This is a genomic window from Kaistella sp., from assembly GCF_041824135.1.
In the GTDB taxonomy this organism is placed as follows: Bacteria; Bacteroidota; Bacteroidia; order Flavobacteriales; family Weeksellaceae; genus Kaistella.
In genome coordinates this window covers 58,200-77,061 of sequence record NZ_JBGZYM010000106.1, presented here as the reverse complement: position 1 = coordinate 77,061, position 18,862 = coordinate 58,200, and the positions used below count along the sequence as shown (strand labels likewise).

The 18,862-nt window shown below is 36.0% G+C and carries 16 protein-coding genes and 2 pseudogenes; 11 read left to right on the top strand and 7 right to left on the bottom strand.

The features are described 5' to 3' along the window. Window positions 1–87: 87 nt before the first annotated feature. Window positions 88–1,419 carry an IS21 family transposase gene (istA, locus tag ACEYOS_RS13850; protein WP_373739108.1) on the bottom strand — a complete coding sequence of 444 codons (1,332 nt, stop codon included), beginning with the start codon at window positions 1,417–1,419 and terminating at the stop codon, window positions 88–90. A 71-nt stretch (window positions 1,420–1,490) separates the two neighbouring features. Beyond that, the gene (locus ACEYOS_RS13845; protein WP_373739107.1) at window positions 1,491–1,640 is read right to left on the bottom strand and encodes a hypothetical protein; all 150 of its coding nucleotides are present in this window, start codon (window positions 1,638–1,640) and stop codon (window positions 1,491–1,493) included. Window positions 1,641–2,216: 576 nt separating this feature from the next. Between ACEYOS_RS13845 and ACEYOS_RS13840 the strand changes: the two genes are divergently transcribed. The 3 genes from ACEYOS_RS13840 to ACEYOS_RS13830 all read left to right on the top strand — a co-directional run bounded on the left by ACEYOS_RS13840 (window position 2,217) and on the right by ACEYOS_RS13830 (window position 4,165). Further along, window positions 2,217–2,810 carry a hypothetical protein gene (locus ACEYOS_RS13840; RefSeq protein ID WP_373709910.1) on the top strand — a complete coding sequence of 198 codons (594 nt, stop codon included), beginning with the start codon at window positions 2,217–2,219 and terminating at the stop codon, window positions 2,808–2,810. Between the two features lie 62 nt (window positions 2,811–2,872). Next, the gene (locus ACEYOS_RS13835) at window positions 2,873–3,451 is read left to right on the top strand and encodes a DUF421 domain-containing protein (RefSeq protein WP_373709909.1); all 579 of its coding nucleotides are present in this window, start codon (window positions 2,873–2,875) and stop codon (window positions 3,449–3,451) included. Window positions 3,452–3,574: 123 nt separating this feature from the next. Continuing rightward, window positions 3,575–4,165 (top strand): HD family hydrolase, encoded by a 591-nt coding sequence (locus ACEYOS_RS13830; RefSeq protein WP_373709908.1) that lies wholly within the window; start codon window positions 3,575–3,577, stop codon window positions 4,163–4,165. Window positions 4,166–4,180: 15 nt separating this feature from the next. Here the strand turns inward: ACEYOS_RS13830 and ACEYOS_RS13825 are convergent, their stop codons facing one another. Continuing rightward, complete coding sequence (locus tag ACEYOS_RS13825; protein WP_373709907.1) at window positions 4,181–4,681, bottom strand: YcxB family protein; 501 nt, start codon at window positions 4,679–4,681, stop codon at window positions 4,181–4,183. Window positions 4,682–4,716: 35 nt separating this feature from the next. Further along, the gene (locus ACEYOS_RS13820) at window positions 4,717–6,867 is read right to left on the bottom strand and encodes a DNA mismatch repair protein MutS (RefSeq protein ID WP_373709906.1); all 2,151 of its coding nucleotides are present in this window, start codon (window positions 6,865–6,867) and stop codon (window positions 4,717–4,719) included. A gap of 453 nt (window positions 6,868–7,320) precedes the next feature. Between ACEYOS_RS13820 and ACEYOS_RS13815 the strand changes: the two are divergent. Together ACEYOS_RS13815 and rimM are read left to right on the top strand one after the other, a co-directional pair. After that, window positions 7,321–7,902: pseudogene (locus tag ACEYOS_RS13815) on the top strand (30S ribosomal protein S16); the annotation flags it as partial. A 224-nt stretch (window positions 7,903–8,126) separates the two neighbouring features. Then, window positions 8,127–8,669 carry a ribosome maturation factor RimM gene (rimM, locus tag ACEYOS_RS13810; RefSeq protein ID WP_373708032.1) on the top strand — a complete coding sequence of 181 codons (543 nt, stop codon included), beginning with the start codon at window positions 8,127–8,129 and terminating at the stop codon, window positions 8,667–8,669. A 180-nt stretch (window positions 8,670–8,849) separates the two neighbouring features. Here rimM and ACEYOS_RS13805 read toward each other — a convergent pair whose 3' ends face one another. Next, entirely contained in the window at window positions 8,850–9,797 is a 948-nt protein-coding gene (locus ACEYOS_RS13805; protein ID WP_373708033.1) for a helix-turn-helix domain-containing protein, read from the bottom strand. Between the two features lie 87 nt (window positions 9,798–9,884). On the opposite strand from ACEYOS_RS13805, the gene ACEYOS_RS13800 reads away from it, so the two are divergent. From ACEYOS_RS13800 to rpoN, 4 genes are all read left to right on the top strand, one after another. Beyond that, window positions 9,885–10,574: an LA_2272 family surface repeat-containing protein gene (locus ACEYOS_RS13800; RefSeq protein WP_373708034.1), complete on the top strand. Its 690-nt coding sequence runs from the start codon at window positions 9,885–9,887 to the stop codon at window positions 10,572–10,574. A 3-nt stretch (window positions 10,575–10,577) separates the two neighbouring features. Beyond that, on the top strand, window positions 10,578–11,198 hold the full coding sequence (locus ACEYOS_RS13795) for a hypothetical protein (protein WP_373708035.1): 621 nt from the start codon (window positions 10,578–10,580) through the stop codon (window positions 11,196–11,198). A gap of 187 nt (window positions 11,199–11,385) precedes the next feature. Then, the gene (gene asnS, locus ACEYOS_RS13790; RefSeq protein ID WP_373708036.1) at window positions 11,386–12,831 is read left to right on the top strand and encodes an asparagine--tRNA ligase; all 1,446 of its coding nucleotides are present in this window, start codon (window positions 11,386–11,388) and stop codon (window positions 12,829–12,831) included. A gap of 71 nt (window positions 12,832–12,902) precedes the next feature. Then, a complete protein-coding gene (gene rpoN, locus ACEYOS_RS13785) occupies window positions 12,903–14,381 on the top strand; it encodes an RNA polymerase factor sigma-54 (RefSeq protein ID WP_373708037.1) in 1,479 nt (492 codons plus the stop codon). Between the two features lie 43 nt (window positions 14,382–14,424). Here the strand turns inward: rpoN and ACEYOS_RS13780 are convergent, their stop codons facing one another. Both ACEYOS_RS13780 and ACEYOS_RS13775 read right to left on the bottom strand, forming a co-directional pair. Then, a complete protein-coding gene (locus tag ACEYOS_RS13780) occupies window positions 14,425–15,096 on the bottom strand; it encodes a beta-carotene 15,15'-monooxygenase (RefSeq protein ID WP_373708038.1) in 672 nt (223 codons plus the stop codon). Continuing rightward, window positions 15,089–15,583, bottom strand: coding sequence for an RNA polymerase sigma factor (locus tag ACEYOS_RS13775; protein WP_193810691.1), 495 nt, complete (start codon window positions 15,581–15,583; stop codon window positions 15,089–15,091). The genes ACEYOS_RS13780 and ACEYOS_RS13775 overlap by 8 nt, the downstream gene beginning before the upstream one ends. A gap of 298 nt (window positions 15,584–15,881) precedes the next feature. Between ACEYOS_RS13775 and lptB the strand changes: the two are divergent. Both lptB and ACEYOS_RS13765 read left to right on the top strand, forming a co-directional pair. Continuing rightward, window positions 15,882–16,607 (top strand): annotated as a pseudogene (gene lptB, locus ACEYOS_RS13770) (LPS export ABC transporter ATP-binding protein); the annotation flags it as partial. 514 nt (window positions 16,608–17,121) lie between these two features. After that, a complete protein-coding gene (locus ACEYOS_RS13765; protein WP_373708068.1) occupies window positions 17,122–18,849 on the top strand; it encodes an ABC transporter ATP-binding protein in 1,728 nt (575 codons plus the stop codon). The last annotated feature ends 13 nt before the right edge of the window (window positions 18,850–18,862 follow it).

Below are 18,862 nucleotides of genomic sequence, written 5' to 3'. Positions count from 1 at the left end.
CCGTAAAGCTTCATTTGCTTCATTTTGGTAACGGTAGATTCGTTCATAATTTTTAAAATTTAATTTGATTTAATGATGGTTTAATTGCTAATTGTAATACTGTTTTCCACGGATATTACCATGGATTGGAAGTTGCTGTTCAGACTCCGATTTTTGCTCAAAATCAATTTGGTCTAAATTGTTTTCTAAAATTTTCTGGATGGTTTTAAAGCTGTAAATTTTAAAGTCAAGGGCGCGTTTGCAGGCATTGATCAATCGTTCTCTGCCTACCTTTTTTTCGAAGTTTAATATTCCCATACAGCTTTTATAGGCTTGTTCAGGATAATTTCTGCTCTCGATAATTTGGATAATATATTCACCAACAACAGGATCAAGTTCAGTGGCCCAGTCGATAAACCGCGACGGACTCCAATCGGCTACAAACTGATGTGTGCTGGCTAAATGTTCAGCATTGGTGGTGTATACGTAAGGATTGTAATTGCGCATATGAATCGCAATCCTGTTGTATTTATGAAAAATTTCTACAGCGGATGACGTATATAAAAGTTTGACTTTTTTCTTCAGATACTGATACGGAACGCTGTAATAATTTTTGTCCTGACTCAAAAGAACGTGGCCATTCTGCATCACCGTTGCATGCGACTGGTATTTGAGCTCAAAACGCGCTTCGGGAAGTGGACGGAGTTTTTCTTTTTCGTCTTCTAAAAACAATTCTTTGCGGGAGTAAGGACGTGCGGTGAGTTTGTTATCATTGTGTGTCTTTAACAGATTCCGAATTTGTTGGTTTAATTCTGCTAATGAATAGAATGAAGTTTCTTTTAAATGGGCGTAAATCCTGCGGTACAAGATCTTCACAGCGCCTTCTACCAAAGATTTATCTCTCGGCTTATAAGCTCTGGCAGGTAAAATGGTGGTCCCATAATGATCGGCAAGATCGGCAAAGGTTTCATTAATGGTGGGTTCAAAACGGCTGCTTTTAATGACCGCAGATTTTAAATTATCTGGAACAATTGCCGCAGGAACGCCCTGAAAAAAATGCATTGCATTTTCTACCGAACGTACAAAATCTTCCTTTTGTTGGCTCAATGAGGCTTCTGCGTACGTATATTGGCTCGCTCCCAAGATGGCGACAAAAAACTGAACGTTTTTGATTTCACCAGTCTTTTTATCAATAATAGAGAGGGTTTTTCCAGCGTAATCAATATACATTTTATCACCCGCTTTGTGATTCATGTGCATCACAGGATTCACCCGCTTTGCCCATATTTTATAGTGATGCCGGAATTGGGTGATCTGAAAACCATCGGGATGAAAAGCGATATACTGTTCCCAAGTGCGATAAATAGTGACTCCTACCTTTTTTAATTCCCGCTCCATCACCGGAAAATAATTATACAAAGTCTGTAATTTGAGACTCACGGATTCCTCTGTGGTGTGGGAAAACAAAAGTTCCAACTCTGCGTCTGTTTTTTCGTTAATGATCTCAAAACTTATCCAAGCACTTCAAATAACGAAATATATTTCTTTACGGTGTTTCTGGAAAGTGATAAGTAATTGCTGATGAACAACTTACTTTTTCCGTTGCTATAAAATTTAAGGACTTTTCTAATTTTACTCATGTCTGTTGTTTTATTGGCCATAATCCGTATTTTTTATACGAATTTATGACGCTAACAACATGAAAAAATCAATCGTTTTTACCTGAAAAAATCAACCCACATCCAGGTGGTCAATTTGCTCCGAATCTTGGTGGTCACTTTGCTCCGAATCAGGTGGTCAATTTACTCCGAATTTGGGTGGTCAATTTGACCGTTTTTTCCACTATAATTTCCCCGCTCACTTTTCAACCCTGTTTAATCTCTTTATTTCAGGACTTCTTTTAAAAATCGGTGGGTTCTGGAGAGACCACTTTTTTTAAAAGAACCAAGCGTTTAGTTTCACAACTAGACGCTTTTTTTTGTTTTATTAACACCGTAGTTTTTGTGATTTTTTTCTAACAGAAATAGTAGCTTTAGCGGAATGATAACTAAAATAAAAACTTAATTACGTTTGTAATTTTTGCCATTTTATATTTTAAACTCAGAATCAAATATTATCTTTGGATTGTACAGATAATTATGGGCTTCCTTTTAAAAAATTTGAAATACGCCTTTAAACATTGCGAAAAATTAAGGTAATTAAATGTGAGTCTAATTGATAAAATACAAATGAAAAAAATGGCAATATTATTTTTAATAATTGGAATCGTGAGTTTAGCGATTTCTACTTATTTTTTTACAAGAAAAGAAAATACAACCGCAGTAATTCCGGCAAGACCTGAAACGTCATTAGAAACGTTACACAAAAAAGACTCAAGCAAACGCGATGTTTTTAACGCAAATAAAGAGAAAGGAAATGCATTTGAGGACTATATGATTCAGCTCTTGGGAAAAGAGAAGGGAGTTCAATTAGTGAGTAGAAATTCGGACTATCATAAAAACGGAGTATCAGCTTCAGAAAATATGGAGCCTGATTTAAAGTTTAAATTGAATAATGTTCCGTTTTCTGTAGAGTGTAAGTGGCGAAAATCGTTTTTTAATCAGGAAGTTTCTTTTGCAAAGAATTATCAAATCAGAAATTACAATAAATATCAAATCGACCGGAATCAAAAAGTCTTTGTGGCTTTTGGTATAGGCGGAAATCCCAGTTCTCCAGAAAAATTATTCCTACTGCCATTAGCAAAACTTACGGAAGAGTACATTAGTGAGCATGAAATCAGAGATTACGGGGTGAAAAATGCCGAAGAAATTATGAAAATGATCGACAAATAATTTTTTGCTTAATATTTGATAGTATTAATTTTTAGCAAATTATTAATCTAAATTTTAAAAAGATGGTTGAAGCAAGCGAATATACTTTTGATTTGGGCAAAATGCTTTTTGGAGATTTCACCTTGATGATTTATTTAGAAATCATTTTAAGAGTCATCATCATTATGGTCTACACCATTTTTATGATCAGGTGGATTGGTAAACGCGTGGTAGGAGGTTTGGGTAGCGCCGACGTTCTGTTAATTGTAGCCATGGGAAGTGCCGTTGGCGATGCCATGTTTTATCCAGATATTCCCCTTTCGATTCCGATTACGGTGATCACTTTAATTGCAGCTTTTCAAAAATTATACGTTTATGTTGGGATTAAATATGAATCGGTGCGAAAAGTAACCGATCCAAAAGTGATGAAATTGGTAGAAAACGGCCGTCTTTTAAAAGAAAATTTTACTGAGGATGATATTGATGAAAATGAAGTCTATATGCTTTTAAGACAGCAAGGAATCAAGTTTTTATCAGAAGTTGAACATGCTTATTACGAACAATCTGGGGTGTTAAGCGTTTATAAATTTGAGAATCCGGTTTTAGAAAATTCAATCTTACCAGAACATATCGAAGCTCTTCAAAAGAATGATCAAAATTGAATTTAAGTTTCTACAATTCATTTAATCATTCGTCAAATAACTAACAAGTAACTTCTAAAATATCTTCGTTTATTTCTTCTCTCCAAAAAACGTTACTTCCTCTTTTTTTCCGAAATTTGCCGCATGATTTTAGAAAAAGAAATTCAGTTTATTCTCGCTTTGGATGCTTTGAAAAAAGTAAACCGAAGAAACTTCAACCTTGATGATTCCCGCAGAGAAAATACGGCTGAACACAGCTGGCAAATTGTGGTGTTTGCGCAAGTCCTTTTGCCTTATGCAAAAGATAAAGAGCGGATCGATTTATTAAGAGTCATCAGAATGCTGTCCATTCATGATGTGGTAGAAATCGAAGCGGGCGATACTTTTATTTTTGATGAAAGCGCCATGACGGGAAAATACGATCGCGAATTACAGGCTGCCAAAAATACTTTCGGAATTCTAGATGAACCTCTAAGTTCTGACTTTCTAAATCTTTGGATGGAGTTTGAAGCGGAAGAAACTTCTGACGCTATTTTCGCTTGTGCTGTAGATCGCATCATGCCTTTTCTCCTGAATGTGTACGGTTCTGCCAAAAGCTGGACAGAAGCTGAGGTAATAGTAGATCAAGTGGAAAATATTGTTGGCAAAGCCGTTAAGAGAGCTTCTGCAGAAATGGGTGAAGCGTTTGATGTTTTGCTGAAGAAAGCTTTGGATGAAGGAAAGTTGCGGGAATAATTTATTATTATTGAGTTAATCTTGGCGTAAATCTGATTTTATGTTCTTACTTATAATTAAGTTTCTAAGTTCAATTATTTGAGTTTCAGAAAAAGCCCTTTTAGGCGCAAAGCCAAAAAGATCGCTGCTAAAATAAAACAAAAACCAGTTTTTTAATTCTTTAACCTTATGTACATTTTCCCATGAAGTTTCAGTTTTAAAAGTTTCTGTAGTGTCGCAAATCTTATGATCATCTATTTCACTAATTGTTTTTTGCGAAATTAATTTGGTAGATTGATATTCGTTTTTAAACTTAATGTAAGAATAGATTGGAATCAATATGAAACACGAGATAAATAAAAATAGTGACGCATAGATTGTTTCAACTGGATAATTGAAAACGATGTATTTTCTGAAATCAAGTAGGAATAAAATTATGCTTACTGTGCATACGATAATGGTTAAAGGCCTTTTATAAAGTAGTAAGAATTTTAGTTTGATAAATTCCCCTTCGTTAATTTGATATTCTACAATCATCACTTAAAATTTAGAATTCATCATTTAAAATTTCCCTAAATCCTTTCCAAATTATCACCGCTAATTTTAGTTTTAAAAGTTCCGTAATTCACCGAAACTTTCCCGTTCTTCTCAATCTTTTCGATGGTTCCCACGCTTGTTGAGCCGGGAATTCGTACGCGTTGTCCCACTTTCATCCAGACGGCGCGTTCTTTTTGACGTTTGTCTTCCAGTTTTTCATTGGTTTCGACGATTTTTTCCTGAACATCTACTTTCTTTAACTGCTGCGTAATTTTTCGTTTAACGACTTGTAGTTTTTTATTTTCATCTTTATCAGCGCCTAACTTTCGGAACTTTTCCTGTTCCAGGATTTTGACGAAATCTGCGACCACCAATTTTCGCGTTTTTCCTTTTACATAAGAATCGATAAAACCTTCGATCTTATTTCCAAACTGTAATTTGCGGTGTTCGTCTTCGTAGAGTTTTTGAAAATTAAATAGTTTTTGCTCCAACTGATCATTCAGTTTTTCGAGGTTCTCTTTTTTATTTTGAGTTGAATCCCTTTTTTCAGCTAAATCAGTTTTGATTTTTTCGACCTCAAATTTTTCCTGCTGTAGTTTTACAATGGTTTTATCGAGGTTTAAAATATCATGTTCTACTTTTTTCTTCGCAGATTCGATAATGAATTTTGGGATTTTATTTTTCTCCGCAACTTCGAAAGTAAAGGAGCTTCCGGCTTGTCCGACCTCTAATTTGTAAAGAGGTTCGAGCGAGTATTCATCAAAAAGCATAGCTGCATTCGTCGCGTTCGGAAGTTGCTCAATAACCAGTTTGATATTAGTGTAATGGGTTGTAATGATCGAAAAACTTTTCTTGTCGTAGAAGAACTCCAGGAAACTTTCAGCTAAAGCGCCACCCAGTTCAGGATCAGAACCGGTGCCGAATTCATCGATGAGCAATAGTGTTTTTGAGTTGGCTTCTTTGATGATCTTCGCCATTTTCTTAAGACGGGAAGAATAAGTTGAAAGGTGATTTTCTATGGATTGATTGTCGCCAATATCGGTCATTAATTTTTCAAAGAAAAACATTTCAGATCTTGGATGAACAGGAACTAAAATTCCACTCTGAATCATTAACTGCAGTAAACCAACCGTTTTCAAAGTTATCGATTTTCCACCGGCGTTCGGTCCAGAAATACAAAGGATTCGGTTCTGTTCCGTTAAAGTCAATGTTTGTGGAAATATTTTTTTCTTCTCGACCTGATTTCTGATCAGCAACAACGGATGAAAGGCGTTCACCAATCGCATTGTCCGGTGACGGTTGATCTTGGGTAATATTCCACCCACTTTATCTGCGAATTTCGCTTTGGCCCGGATGATGTCTAAATCGAAAATGTATTTCTGATACGAAGAGAGTTGAGGTTGGAATTCTGAAATCTCAAAAGTCAGTTTTCTAAGGATCTTATCAACTTCTTTCTTTTCTTCTTCAATGTCTTCTCTTAGTTTGAATTGATGTTTTACCACCGATTCAGGCTGAATATAAGTAATCGAACCCGTTTTTGAAAGTCCTAAAACCCGACCTGGAACTCTTTTTTTATAAGCCGACTTTACGGCTAAAACTCTTTGGTCATCAACAATGCTTTCTTTAATGTCATCTAAATATTCCGTAGAAGTAAGTCCTGTGAGTGCTCGGTTAAAGTTTTCCTGGATCGCTTTTTTAGCGTGGGAAATGTCGCCGCGCAATTGTTTTAGAATGGGTGATGAATCACTTTTAACTTCGCCAAAACGATTAAAAACTTTGTCGATTTTATCGATGATCTCTTTGCGGTATTCCAGATCTTTAACGTCGTCATTGAGTTTGAGGAATAAACCGTCATAAGCGGGATAAAATTTCTGAAGTCTGGCGATCTGTTCCGTCAGGCTTTTTATTTTGAGAAAAGCCGCGTTATCTAATCTGAAATTTTCAATTAGCATCAGCTTGAGCTCTTCGTCGATATCTTCAAATTCACTGAAAGGGATGGCGTTATCGCTTTCAAAACTCGATAAATATTCTGCTGTTTTCTTTAATGAAATTTCTGCTTCTTCGAGTTCAAAAGGCCGAATTGCGGCAATTCTTTCTTTCGTTTTCGGTGAAAAAGCAAAGGGGGAAATCTCCGCTAACAGTTCGGGAAATTCGAGTTCGGTTAAATCTTCTTGTTGTATATGCACACGCAAATTTACTTATTTTGTTATAATTCTTATCAATACTTTTAAAACTACGATCACGAAACTATTTATTGTTCAATCACAAAAGTCGAAAAAGGTGAAGTGGTACAAGTGCAAGAAAGGATTGCGCCAGTAATTTTATCTAGGAATTCTTCATTGTGTCAACTTCTTAGAGAAATCTTAATGGTGAATTTAGAATCTTGATTCATTTTTAGGCGGGATTTCTAGCCCTGATTGAACGGCCTGTTTGAGCTCTCCCAAGCGAAGGGAAAGCGGCTGCGGGAAGCGAGTAGTGAAAGCAGGTTCCCGGCTCCTAAAAAATAATAATATTCACTCGTAAATATTTAATTTTGACGTTGTTGAATTAAGAAAATTGATTATCTTTGCACCCTTATAAATAATCGGGACGAGTTCCCATCAATTAATCGGGACGAGTTCCCACAAATTCAAACAATTATGTCAGTAAAAATTAGATTACAAAGACACGGTAAAAAAGGAAAACCTTTCTACCACATCGTAGTTGCCGATGCAAGAGCAAGTAGAGATGGAAAATTCATCGAAAAAATCGGTACTTACAATCCAATTACCAATCCAGCAGTTATTGAACTTAACGTTGATTCTGCAGTAAAATGGTTAGAAAATGGAGCGCAACCAACTGACACCGCTCGTGCTATTCTTTCTTACAAAGGAGTTCTTTACAAAAGACACTTACAAGGTGGAGTTGCAAAAGGCGCTTTTGATCAAGAAGCAGCTGACAGCAAATTCGCAGCTTGGTTAGAAGGAAAAGACAAACAAGTTCTTGGTAAAAAAGACGGTTTGGCAAAATCGAAAGATGATGCTAAAAAAGCAGCTTTAGAAGCTGAAGCCAAAGTAAACCAAGGTAGATTAGACGCTGCACAAAAATTAGTTGACGATGCGAAAGCGGAAGCAGATGCTAAATTAGCAGAAGAAAAAGCAGCAGAAGATGCTAAAATTGCAGAAGCAAAAGCAGCTGAAGAAGCAGCTAATGCACCTGCAGAAGATAAATCTGTTGTAGAAAATGTTGCAGAAACTTTAGGTGGAGCAGCAGCTGCAGTTGAAGGAGCTGTTGATTCTGTAAAAGAAGCAGTAGCAAACGTAACTGAGAATATAGCAGGAAGCGACGAGAAAGCAACTGAAGAAGGTGCTGACGAAGCTAAAGCTTAATACAATTTCTTATTGAAAAATTATGGAGGCGTCATTTTTGACGTCTCTATTATTTTAAAACCATTTATATTTGCATCATGAAAAAAGAAGATTGCTATTTTTTAGGGAAAATTACGCGCCGACACGGTTTACACGGAAATGTATTCCTGAAACTGGATACCGACCAACCTGAAATGTATTCTAAATTATCGTCCATATTTGTTGATATCAACGGATTATTGGTGCCTTTTTTCATTGCCAAACAATCCTGGAGCAAAGGTGAAACGCTGATTGTCTCTTTCAAAAATTCCACCGAAGCCTTGGTAGATCAGGTAGTGGGAAAAGATGTTTATCTGCCGCTTTCAGGCTTACCGAAACTGACGGGAAATAAATTCTATTATCACGAAGTTGTCGGGTTTGAGATCCGTGAAGAAGATGGTAAATCTTGTGGAGTTATCGAAACGATCAACGATCAAACTGGTCAGCATTATTTCGTGCTTGGTTTGGCTGGTAAACAGATCGTTATTCCGATCATCAGAGATTGGATCCTGGAATTAAACCGGGAAGAGAAATTTATCAAAATGTCTCTGCCAGAAGGTTTGATGGATGTTTTCCTAATTCCGTCGAAGAAAGACGAGTAAGTTGTTCTTGGTTTCTTGGGTGACAATTTCCGCCTGAGCTTATCCCTGAACCTGTCGAAAGATTCGCGCTTTTTTATTCCACTGCGTTCCATAAAAACAGCTCCGTTCAAACCTAGCGAAGCGGTTCGATGATCCAAATGAAAATAGGTAAATATTATCATCAAGTCGGGTCAGATTGAATTATCTCATTGAATTTTCTAAAACTTCAATATTTTCAATCATTTTATTAAAGAATTTTTTGCGGTCACGCTGACCGGAAAAGTTGAGTGAAGTCGAGTTTTTAATTTGATGCTGAAAGAAATTGAGCGCATCATCACAAGTGCTTTTATCGTCGGTCATCATATATCCAAACATGTTGAACGGTACAAACAGCGAAGATTTCTCTTCACTTTCAAATAAAATACTGTTGTTTAAAATCAGCAGATCGTGCGCGTAGATCTGAAATTTTTGGCTGCCATCTTCGGCTTTCTTTTCAATGTTTCGGATGAGATCCTTTAGTTCCTGTAAAATTATAATCGCTGTTTCTTTCGTTAAAAGCTGAATTTCGGTGTAGAAAGAGATCTGATTTATAATACTCGACATCGTCGTGCTGTTCCAGATTTCAATGACATTTAAGTTTTCGTACAGGGTTTTTAGATCCGCACTTTTGTCTGCGTATTTCTCAAGCTGAAAATCGCTGAACGGCGTCATGAAATCTTTTTCATTCAGCAAATTCATCCACACAAATAATTTGAATTTTGATAAAACAGAATTAGAGATCGTATAAAAAAACGGAATATCTTTCGCCGAATAGTAAACTTTCGTGTCTGGATTCAGTTTGAAATCATTGAGTAAAATCAAAGCGTCCTGAAAATAGTTTAAAAGATCGGTAGAAGTTCGGATCGGTTTTGTCTTTTTGGCGATCACCGTATTATCACTGGCAATAAATCGGTCCAGCGATATATTATAATACTTTGCCAAATTCACACTTTCCTCCAAAGAGAACTTTGATTTTAAGGAGGTGCGTCGGTGGGCGGCGTCATAACTGATGTTCAAAATATTTGCAATTTCATCATTCAGCGATTTTTCACCAATTTTCTTTCTGATCTCCTTTAGTAAAAGTTCCTGATACATAATTGCGATTTTCACAAATGTATTAAAATTATTAATGCTATTTCACATTTAAAGTGGTTGGGTTTGCTTCTACTTTTGGAGTATAATTTTAAAACAACGATTATGAAAACGAGATTATTTTTAACAGCGCATTTACTATTTGGCATTTTGCTGTTTGGACAGGATTCTTATCAAATGCCAATAAAAACACAATTGATCACTTTGAATCCGTCTCTAGAAATTAAAAATACAGCTGGGCTCAACTTGGGTATTTTCGATGATTATCAAACGCAGAAAATCGCAGGAATTAATATTCAGCTAAATCCGATCACTTTGATTTATTTATTAGCTCCAAAGGAAATTGAAGTTCCGAAAGACGGCGCTGAAACGGTTACCATCAATGGAATTCATCTCTCAACGGGCGGAATGACTGACGGAAAAGCGCTCAATGGTGTTGGGCTTTCGATGTATCATATCGCACAGGAAACCAACGGAATTACGCTGAACGGTTTTAATAATAATTCAGGAAAATTAAATGGTCTTCATATTTCAGGGCTCAATAATTCTGCAGAAGCAGCAAACGGGATTTTGGTTGCGCTGTCAAATTCAGCCGGGAAATTCAACGGTATTCAACTGGGAATTGTGAATGATATCGGTAATGGAAATGGTTTGCAGGTTGGACTTTATAACAAATCTACAAAACTGAAAGGAATTCAGATTGGACTCATCAATAAGACTAAAGATCGAAAGGGATTCCAACTCGGTTTCTGGAATAAAAATGCAAAACGAACTTTACCACTGATTAATTTTTAAGCCATGAAATTACTTTTAATATTATTGGGAATGATTTCACTTCACGCTCAAACAAAAAATGATTTGTGGGATCGGAAGTTTGTTCTGGAAGCTGCTGTCGGTTATGATCAATCGAATCAGATTTTGAAAAATAATGGTGCGGCTAGCTTTGGATTTTGGTATCGATTTCCAATTGAAGATGCTGCGAGATTAGAACTTGGTGGAGCTTTTAAAACTTCTTCTTCAATGTATCAATTTGAATATGGAAAAAATGAAGTTGTTTATAATATAGAATCTAAAGTTTATTTTTTCAATCTGGGTGGCAAACTTGTTAAACCCTTTTCTATACAGAATCAAGAACTTGAATGGATTAGCGAGTTGACTTTTAGTACTTTGTTTTTTGATGGAAAAGATATTCCAGATGATGAACCAACAGAGCCCGAAAGTCCCAATACAATCCAAATTGCAGCTGATGTAGAATCCTTTTCGACATTGCAGTTCGGACAAGGTCTTCGAATTTGGAAAGGAAGAGTAGGATTTGGAATCAAAGTGAGTTATGCACCGTACGGTTTATGGTATAAAACAAGAGTTCCGAGTCAATTTAATGTTTTATCAGGTGAAGCTTCAGTTCTGTTAAAACTTTAAAAAATAAGGATGAATGGGAATCTGTTTTTTATCATCACAAACGCTCCTGAATGGAGCGTTTTTTTTGGGATAATTTTCTCCTAAGAGCAAATTTTACGCCAATTTTTAGTAAGTTTGCAGTAAGACATGGTCTTATTTTCGGAACGCTATAATTTCTGGAAATCCAAATAAAATTGAATATATACGAATGAGAACGACTATTAAAGAATTATTAGGAGATTATAAAAAACTAATTCATCATGATATCACCGTACAAGGTTGGGTAAGAGCATTTCGCTCCAACCGCTTTATCGCCTTGAATGACGGTTCGACCATCAACAATTTACAGGTGGTTGTTGACTTTGAACAATTTGATGAAAACATTCTTAAAAATATCAGCAATGCTGCGTCATTGAAAATTGTAGGTGAAGTGGTCGAAAGCCAGGGAGCTGGACAAAACATCGAAATTATCGCAAAAAAAATTATCATTTTAGGAGATAACTTTACCGAAGAAAGAGACAAGACAATCCTTCAGCCAAAGAAACATTCCTTAGAAATTCTTCGTGAGCAGGCGCATTTGCGTTTCCGCACCAATTTATTCAGTGCGGTTTTCAGAGTGAGAAGTTCGGTGAGTTTTGCGATTCATCAGTTCTTTAATCAAAACCAATTCTTTTACATGAACACGCCGATCATTACCGGTGCAGATGCAGAAGGAGCGGGTGAAATGTTTGGCGTTACTAACTTTGATCTGGATGCAATTCCACGCGATGAAAATGGAGCAATCGATTTCGCGCAGGATTTTTTTGGTAAGAAAACAAACTTAACTGTTTCCGGACAATTGAACGTAGAAACAGCGATGATGGGCTTAGGAAGAGTTTATACGTTTGGACCAACCTTCCGCGCTGAAAATTCTAACACCACCCGTCACCTTGCAGAATTCTGGATGGTAGAACCCGAGGTTGCATTTAATAATTTAGAAGACAATATCGATCTTGCAGAAGATTTCTTAAAATATGTGATCAATTATGTTTTGGAAAACTGCAAAGATGATCTGGAATTTTTAGATAAGAGATTTGCAGACGAGCAAAAACAAAAGCCAGAGAAAGACAGAGCTTCAGAAGGTTTATTAGAAAAACTACAGAATGTAATTCAGAAAAGATTCAAACGTGTTTCGTATACCGAAGCAATTGAGATTCTGAGAAACTCTAAAGAAAATAAGAAAGGCAAATTCCAGTTTCCGATTGATGCTTGGGGCGCAGATTTACAAAGTGAGCACGAAAGGTTCTTAGTAGAAAAACATTTTGAGTGTCCAGTAGTTTTATTTGATTATCCAAAAGAGATCAAAGCGTTCTATATGAAACTGAACGAAGACGGAAAAACCGTTGCTGCTATGGATGTTTTATTCCCAGGAATTGGTGAAATTATCGGAGGTTCGCAGAGAGAAGATAAATTCGATGTTTTGAAAGCCAAGATGAAAGATATGAACGTTGATGAGGAAGAGCTTTGGTGGTACATGGATACTCGAAAATTCGGTTCTGTGCCACATGCAGGTTTCGGACTTGGATTAGAAAGACTGATTCTTTTTGTAACAGGAATGACTAATATCAGAGACGTAATTCCTTTCCCTAGAACACCTCATACTGCAGAGTTTTAATATAATTTCAGTATGTTTATGGTTCATTGAGAACTTATTTAAAATTAAATTAAGAGAAATAACATCATAATATGTTAAAACAAAATCTTCAAATGAGACTTGGCCAGAAATTGGCCCCGCAGCAAATTCAATTGATGAAATTGATTCAACTTCACACCCTCGAATTTGAAGAAGAATTGGAGCGCGAACTCGAAGAAAATCCAGCTTTAGAAAAAGTACAGGACGAAAATAAAGAGGATGATCATGATTCTCTGGATGACAAATACGAAGATGAAGGCAATGAAAGTATTGACACCGATTTCGATGTTAATGAATATATTTTTGATGATGAGCCAGCTTATAAATCATCTGCGAATAATTATTCTGCTGATGATGAAGAGTTTGACAGCCAGTCGCTTTTAACTGAAGGACAGTCTTTATACGATTATCTTTTAGAACAGATTCGCCTTGCCAATGTAGATGATGACGATTTAAAGATCGCAGAGTATATTATTGGAAATCTGGATAACGATGGTTATCTGAGAAGAGAAGTAAAGCAGTTGGTTGATGATTTAGCTTTCTCACAGGGACTTTTTACCACACCAGAAAAAGTGACGGAGATCTTAGAGAATTACGTTCAGAAATTAGATCCTTCAGGAGTTGGCGCCAGAGGCTTGCAAGAGTGTTTATTACTGCAAATTGAGAAAAAAGTCAGTGCCGACAAAGCGGTTAGCTTAGCGGCTAATATCCTGAGAAATCAGTTTGATGCTTTGACGAATAAACATTACAATAAGATCATTCAGAAATATGATATTGAAGAAGAGGATTTAAAAGATGCCCTGGAAGTGATTTCAAAATTATCACCGAAAGTGGGTGGGAATTATGATACTCAAACCATTACCATTAATAATGAGATCATCCCGGATTTTTTAATTACAGTTAAAGATAATGGTCGCAAAGGAGTTGATGTCATTCCTTCTTTGAATAGTAAAAATGCTCCTTCTTTGAGAGTTTCAGATGAGTATAAAGATATTTTAACAACCTATTCTCACGATAAAAAGTCGGCTGAACATAAACAGGCAGCGCTTTTCATTAAGCAGAAATTAGATGCGGCAAAATGGTATATCGATGCGATCAACCAGCGTCAGAATACCTTGTTGCAAACGATCTCAGCCATTGTTCAGTTGCAAAAAGAATATTTTATTACGGCAGATGACAAATCATTGAAACCGATGATTCTAAAAGATGTCGCAGATATTACTGGATTTGATATTTCTACGATTTCAAGAGTTGTAAAAAGTAAGTATGCGGATACACCAAACGGAATTGTTTATTTAAAAAGTCTTTTTTCCGATTCACTTACGAATGATGATGGCGAAGAAGTTTCGACCAAAGAGATCAAAACTCACCTGATGGATATTATCGACGCTGAGAACAAAAGAAAACCTCACACCGATGACGCTCTAGTTGGACTTTTGAAAGAGAAAGGATACAATATCGCCAGACGTACGATTGCGAAATACCGCGAACAATTGAGTATTCCGGTAGCTCGTTTGCGAAAAGAATTATAAAATTTTTTTAAAGAATTTAAAAAAAAAGAGAGGGAGATTTTAATTAATTTCCCTCTTCTATATTTTGCAGCTGTTCCAGGTTTTTACCTAATCTTCTCAGGATAAATCCATAAACTACGCGGTAATAAATCCAGATTAAAACGACGCTTATTCCCATTGTTAGAACTAGTCCAGCGATAAAGCCAATTAAAGTTGGATTCGTTAATTCAATATTTTGCTGTGCTAAAACTGAGAAAGTAAATACTCCTAAAACGAGGGTAAATAAAATCACCAAAGCGATATTGGCCACAATAAATAATTGAACCGTTTTTTTAAATTTAATGATTTGAAGGATCAGTTTTTTAAGGTTCGCTTCAATATTAATTTTACGATAGTTTTGATAAAATAAATAGACGAAAATTCCGGTCAGCGCTAAACTCACCATCTTTAAAGCCAAATAGAGTTGAGTTAAAGTAGTTTGAAACTGATCAGAATTATCAATACCCAGTTTACCCAAAACACTCATCAAATCGGTGGTGTCTTCTCCTAAAAAAGTGTAATACAAATTCGCTCCCAGAATCAGAATAAATTCTACCAAGCTGATCCATAAAATATATTTCACATAATTGCGCGAAGATTTATTCAGCATCGATTCGATCTCGCTGGTATCATATTTTGGCTGAACAGGTTGTTGCTGCCACGTTTCTTTGAAACTGTCTAAATCAAATTCAGGCATGCTTTTCCATTAATTGTTTTAAAGTTTTCTTCAATCGGTTCATTTTTACGCGTGCATTAACCTCTGTAATTCCTAAGTTTTCTGCAATGTCGCGGTAAGGTAGATCATCCAGATACATCGTGACAATCGCACGTTCTACATTGGGTAACATTTTTATAACTTTATAAAGCGTTGAAATATGCTGTTGTTTTTCGTCATCAATCTCTACAAAATCACTGTGATGGTAATCCATCAGCTCATCGGTTTGGGGTGATTTTGTTTTTTTTCTAAAGAGCGTGATTGCTGTATTTAAAGCAACACGATACATCCAGGTAGATATTTTCGACTGTCCTTTAAATGAGTCGTAGGAACGCCAAAGTTGTAACACGATCTCTTGAAAAAGATCTTGCTCGTCCTCCAAAGTATTGGTATAGAGTCGGGAAACCTTGATGATCAAACCTTGATTATCTTTAATTAGTTTCGCGAATTCTTTTTCTTTGGCACTCAAATCTGATGGTTTTTTTAAAGAGCGAAGATAATTTTTTTTAAACTGAAAACTCAAAGAAATCTGTTTTATTCCGAAGAAAATGAATAGATTTTTGCTACGACTGCACCAATAGTAAATAGATGATGTTTAATTCTTATTTTTAAAATGGTATTCGATAATTTTTCAACACACGCAAGATTTATTCTTGTTAAAAATCATTTACTTGTACTGAATTTGGTGTGGTTTTTACAACTTAATCTCGTGGTTGTGCTTGTCAGCTTTTAATGCAACCTTACATCTAATTTATTATATTTGCCGTATGATTCTACGCGGAGAAAATTTAATTAAAGAGTACGGACCGAAAAAAGTGGTAAAAGGCGTTTCAGTCGAAGTTCGACAAGGAGAAATCGTTGGACTTCTTGGTCCCAACGGTGCCGGAAAAACCACCAGTTTCTACATGATTGTAGGTTTGGTGAAACCAACTTCGGGAAAAATTTTCTTAAACGATAAAGAAATTACCAACGACGCCATGTATCGTCGGGCTCAAAAAGGAATTGGTTATCTGGCGCAGGAAGCTTCGATTTTTAGAAAACTTTCTGTCGAAGATAATATCTTGGGAGTTTTACAACTGACTAAACTTTCAAAGCGGGAACAGCAGATCAAGTGCGACGAATTGATTGAAGAGTTTTCTTTGCAGCATGTTCGCAAAAACCGTGGAGATCTACTTTCCGGTGGTGAGCGAAGAAGAACTGAAATCGCACGTTGTTTAGCGACAAGTCCGAATTTTATTTTATTAGATGAACCGTTTGCCGGAGTTGACCCGATCGCGGTAGAAGATATTCAGAAAATTGTGAGGAGTTTGGTTGATAAAAATATCGGAATTTTAATTACCGATCACAACGTTCAGCAGACTTTAGCGATTACTCATAAAACCTATATTATGTTTGAAGGTCGAATTTTGAAAGAAGGACTTCCGCATGATCTGGCGAATGATCCACAAGTGCGAGACGCCTATTTGGGTGAAAACTTTGTGTATCAGGATATTTTAAATAAGCCAAAAAGAAGAGCTTTTGTTTATAATATTTGGGCCGGGAATTTTGATTCAAAAAGTCAGTTCCAAAGTTTCGTAGATGAAAATTTCCAGGGCGTTGATAATCTAAGATTGCTGTATGGTTTTGAAGACATTAGTTTTGCGTCATTGTCAAACTCTGAAATCGAACATATTTTCAATGAAGTGGTTGACAAAAATTCTAATAACGCTTTTCTGTTTCAAAAGAAAGAAATCAACTCTAACTATTCTTTGGATGAAGCTGAATCAACTGCAAAAGTCGCCAGCAAAACTGAATTACACTACTTAACTACGTTCTCTTTTGAATCTTAGAAGTTTTTAAATCTTCGATAATTTTACAATAGTATTTCTAACGATGGTCGGTTTTTTGTTGACTCAGAATATTCCAAAATTTTTTCTATTTTAAAATATGCCGAAACCTTTCAACAGAACGATCACTCTTTATCATATTTATCAGCAATTGGTTCCCTTCATCAAGCCGTATCGGATGATGATGTACGGAACTTTATTTCTGACATTTATTGGTGCTTTGATGGCGCAGGTGAATCCGTTGGTTTTAAAATATACGGTCGATGAAGTAACGGAATTGACTCAACTTTCCGATCCGATGGCGGAAGGAATTCATGTTTTGGTGATTATTTCTGCCATTTTATTAAGCAAGGAAATCGTCAATATTTTCATTCAGTTTGGTCAAAAATTCTATGGCGAAAAAATCAGAATTAATACCAGTTCTGTTTTAGCGCAGACTGCGATTGATAAGATTTTGACTTACAGCGTGGCTTTTTACACCAACGAAGATCACGAATCCGGAAAACTTCAGCAAAGACTCGATCGGGGAATTGAGAGTTTAACCAAACTCGTTCAGAATTTCTTCATCGATATCTTACCCATGTTCTCTAACGCGATGATTGCGTTGGTGATCATGTACATGCAAAATGTGTATGTTGGTTTGGTTTCTACGATCGTCGTTCCCATTTATTTTATCATCAGTTCTTTACAGGCTAAAAAATTATCTGGCGTTCGTCGTCAGTTAAGAAATCAACGCGAGAAAAAAACCTCAGGACTTTTAAATTTAATCAATTCCATCATGGTGATTAAAAGTTTTGTCCGTGAAAAGTTTGAGGGTAAGAAACAGTACGATCTACAAATGCAGTTGATGGAAAGCCAGATGTTCACCCGAAGAACGAATTTTATTTATGATGGTTTAAAAACTTTTATCGAACAGTTTGGAGTGGTTTTAATTATTCTTTTAACGGTTTATTTAGTACTCGATCAGCAAATGACGATCGGTGCGATCATGTTGCATATCCTCTTGTTTAATAATGTTTCGGCGCCAATTCGACAACTTCACCGTATTTATGATGATATGAATGATGCGATGATCTACGCAGAAGGTTATTTTGAAATTTTAAATGCGGATGATCAAACGGAACCTAACGGAACTTTTGTGGAAAAGAACATCAAAGGCAAATTTGAATTAAAGAATGTAGACTTCACTTACCCAAATGGAACAAAGGCATTGCATAATATCAACATGACCATTGAAAACGGTAAAACCACGGCATTGGTTGGTTTGAGTGGTGCCGGCAAATCGACGATTATTAATCTTTTGTGTAAATTTTATCTGCCTGATTCCGGTAAAATTTTATTGGATGACGTTGATTTGGATGATTTCAATAATACTTCTTTGCGAAATGATATTGGTTTGGTTCTTCAGAAAAATCATATTTTCCAGGGAAGTATTGAAGATAATATTCGGTATGGAAATATGAATGCGACCTTCGAAGAAATAAAAACCGCCGCTAAAAAAGCTTATTTACACGATCAAATAATCGAACTTCCAGAACAGTATAATCACGATGCAACCCAACTTTCTGGTGGACAACAACAAAGAATAGCCATTGCCCGTTTATTTCTAAAAGATCCGCCAATTATATTTCTGGATGAACCGACTGCAAGTCTGGATGCGATTGCGACCGAACAGATTAAAAACTCTCTGGACGCCATTAAAGAAGGAAGAACAGTGGTTATCATTTCGCATTCTTTATCGCAGATTTTAGATTCAGATCGCATTTATGTGATGAAAAAAGGAATGGTTGTAGAAAATGGTACGCACGATGAACTTATCCAAATGAATGGTTCTTACCGCGAAATTTTTGATGCATCTGCACGAAGTCTCAATCTCGATAAACTGTTCAGCTCTTTCAAAGAAAATTAATTTTAAATTTTAA

Excerpts from the sequence above, each read along its gene's own strand:
- ACEYOS_RS13825 (WP_373709907.1), bottom strand. The coding sequence starts at position 4,681 with ATGATTGTAGAATATCAAATTAACGAAGGGGAATTTATCAAACTAAAA.
- ACEYOS_RS13800 (WP_373708034.1), top strand. The coding sequence starts at position 9,885 with ATGAAAACGAGATTATTTTTAACAGCGCATTTACTATTTGGCATTTTG.
- ACEYOS_RS13830 (WP_373709908.1), top strand. The coding sequence starts at position 3,575 with ATGATTTTAGAAAAAGAAATTCAGTTTATTCTCGCTTTGGATGCTTTG.
- rimM (WP_373708032.1), top strand. The coding sequence starts at position 8,127 with ATGAAAAAAGAAGATTGCTATTTTTTAGGGAAAATTACGCGCCGACAC.
- ACEYOS_RS13765 (WP_373708068.1), top strand. The coding sequence starts at position 17,122 with ATGATGTACGGAACTTTATTTCTGACATTTATTGGTGCTTTGATGGCG.
- ACEYOS_RS13845 (WP_373739107.1), bottom strand. The coding sequence starts at position 1,640 with ATGGCCAATAAAACAACAGACATGAGTAAAATTAGAAAAGTCCTTAAA.
- ACEYOS_RS13795 (WP_373708035.1), top strand. The coding sequence starts at position 10,578 with ATGAAATTACTTTTAATATTATTGGGAATGATTTCACTTCACGCTCAA.
- rpoN (WP_373708037.1), top strand. The coding sequence starts at position 12,903 with ATGTTAAAACAAAATCTTCAAATGAGACTTGGCCAGAAATTGGCCCCG.
- ACEYOS_RS13780 (WP_373708038.1), bottom strand. The coding sequence starts at position 15,096 with ATGCCTGAATTTGATTTAGACAGTTTCAAAGAAACGTGGCAGCAACAA.
- ACEYOS_RS13835 (WP_373709909.1), top strand. The coding sequence starts at position 2,873 with ATGGTTGAAGCAAGCGAATATACTTTTGATTTGGGCAAAATGCTTTTT.
- ACEYOS_RS13840 (WP_373709910.1), top strand. The coding sequence starts at position 2,217 with ATGGCAATATTATTTTTAATAATTGGAATCGTGAGTTTAGCGATTTCT.
- asnS (WP_373708036.1), top strand. The coding sequence starts at position 11,386 with ATGAGAACGACTATTAAAGAATTATTAGGAGATTATAAAAAACTAATT.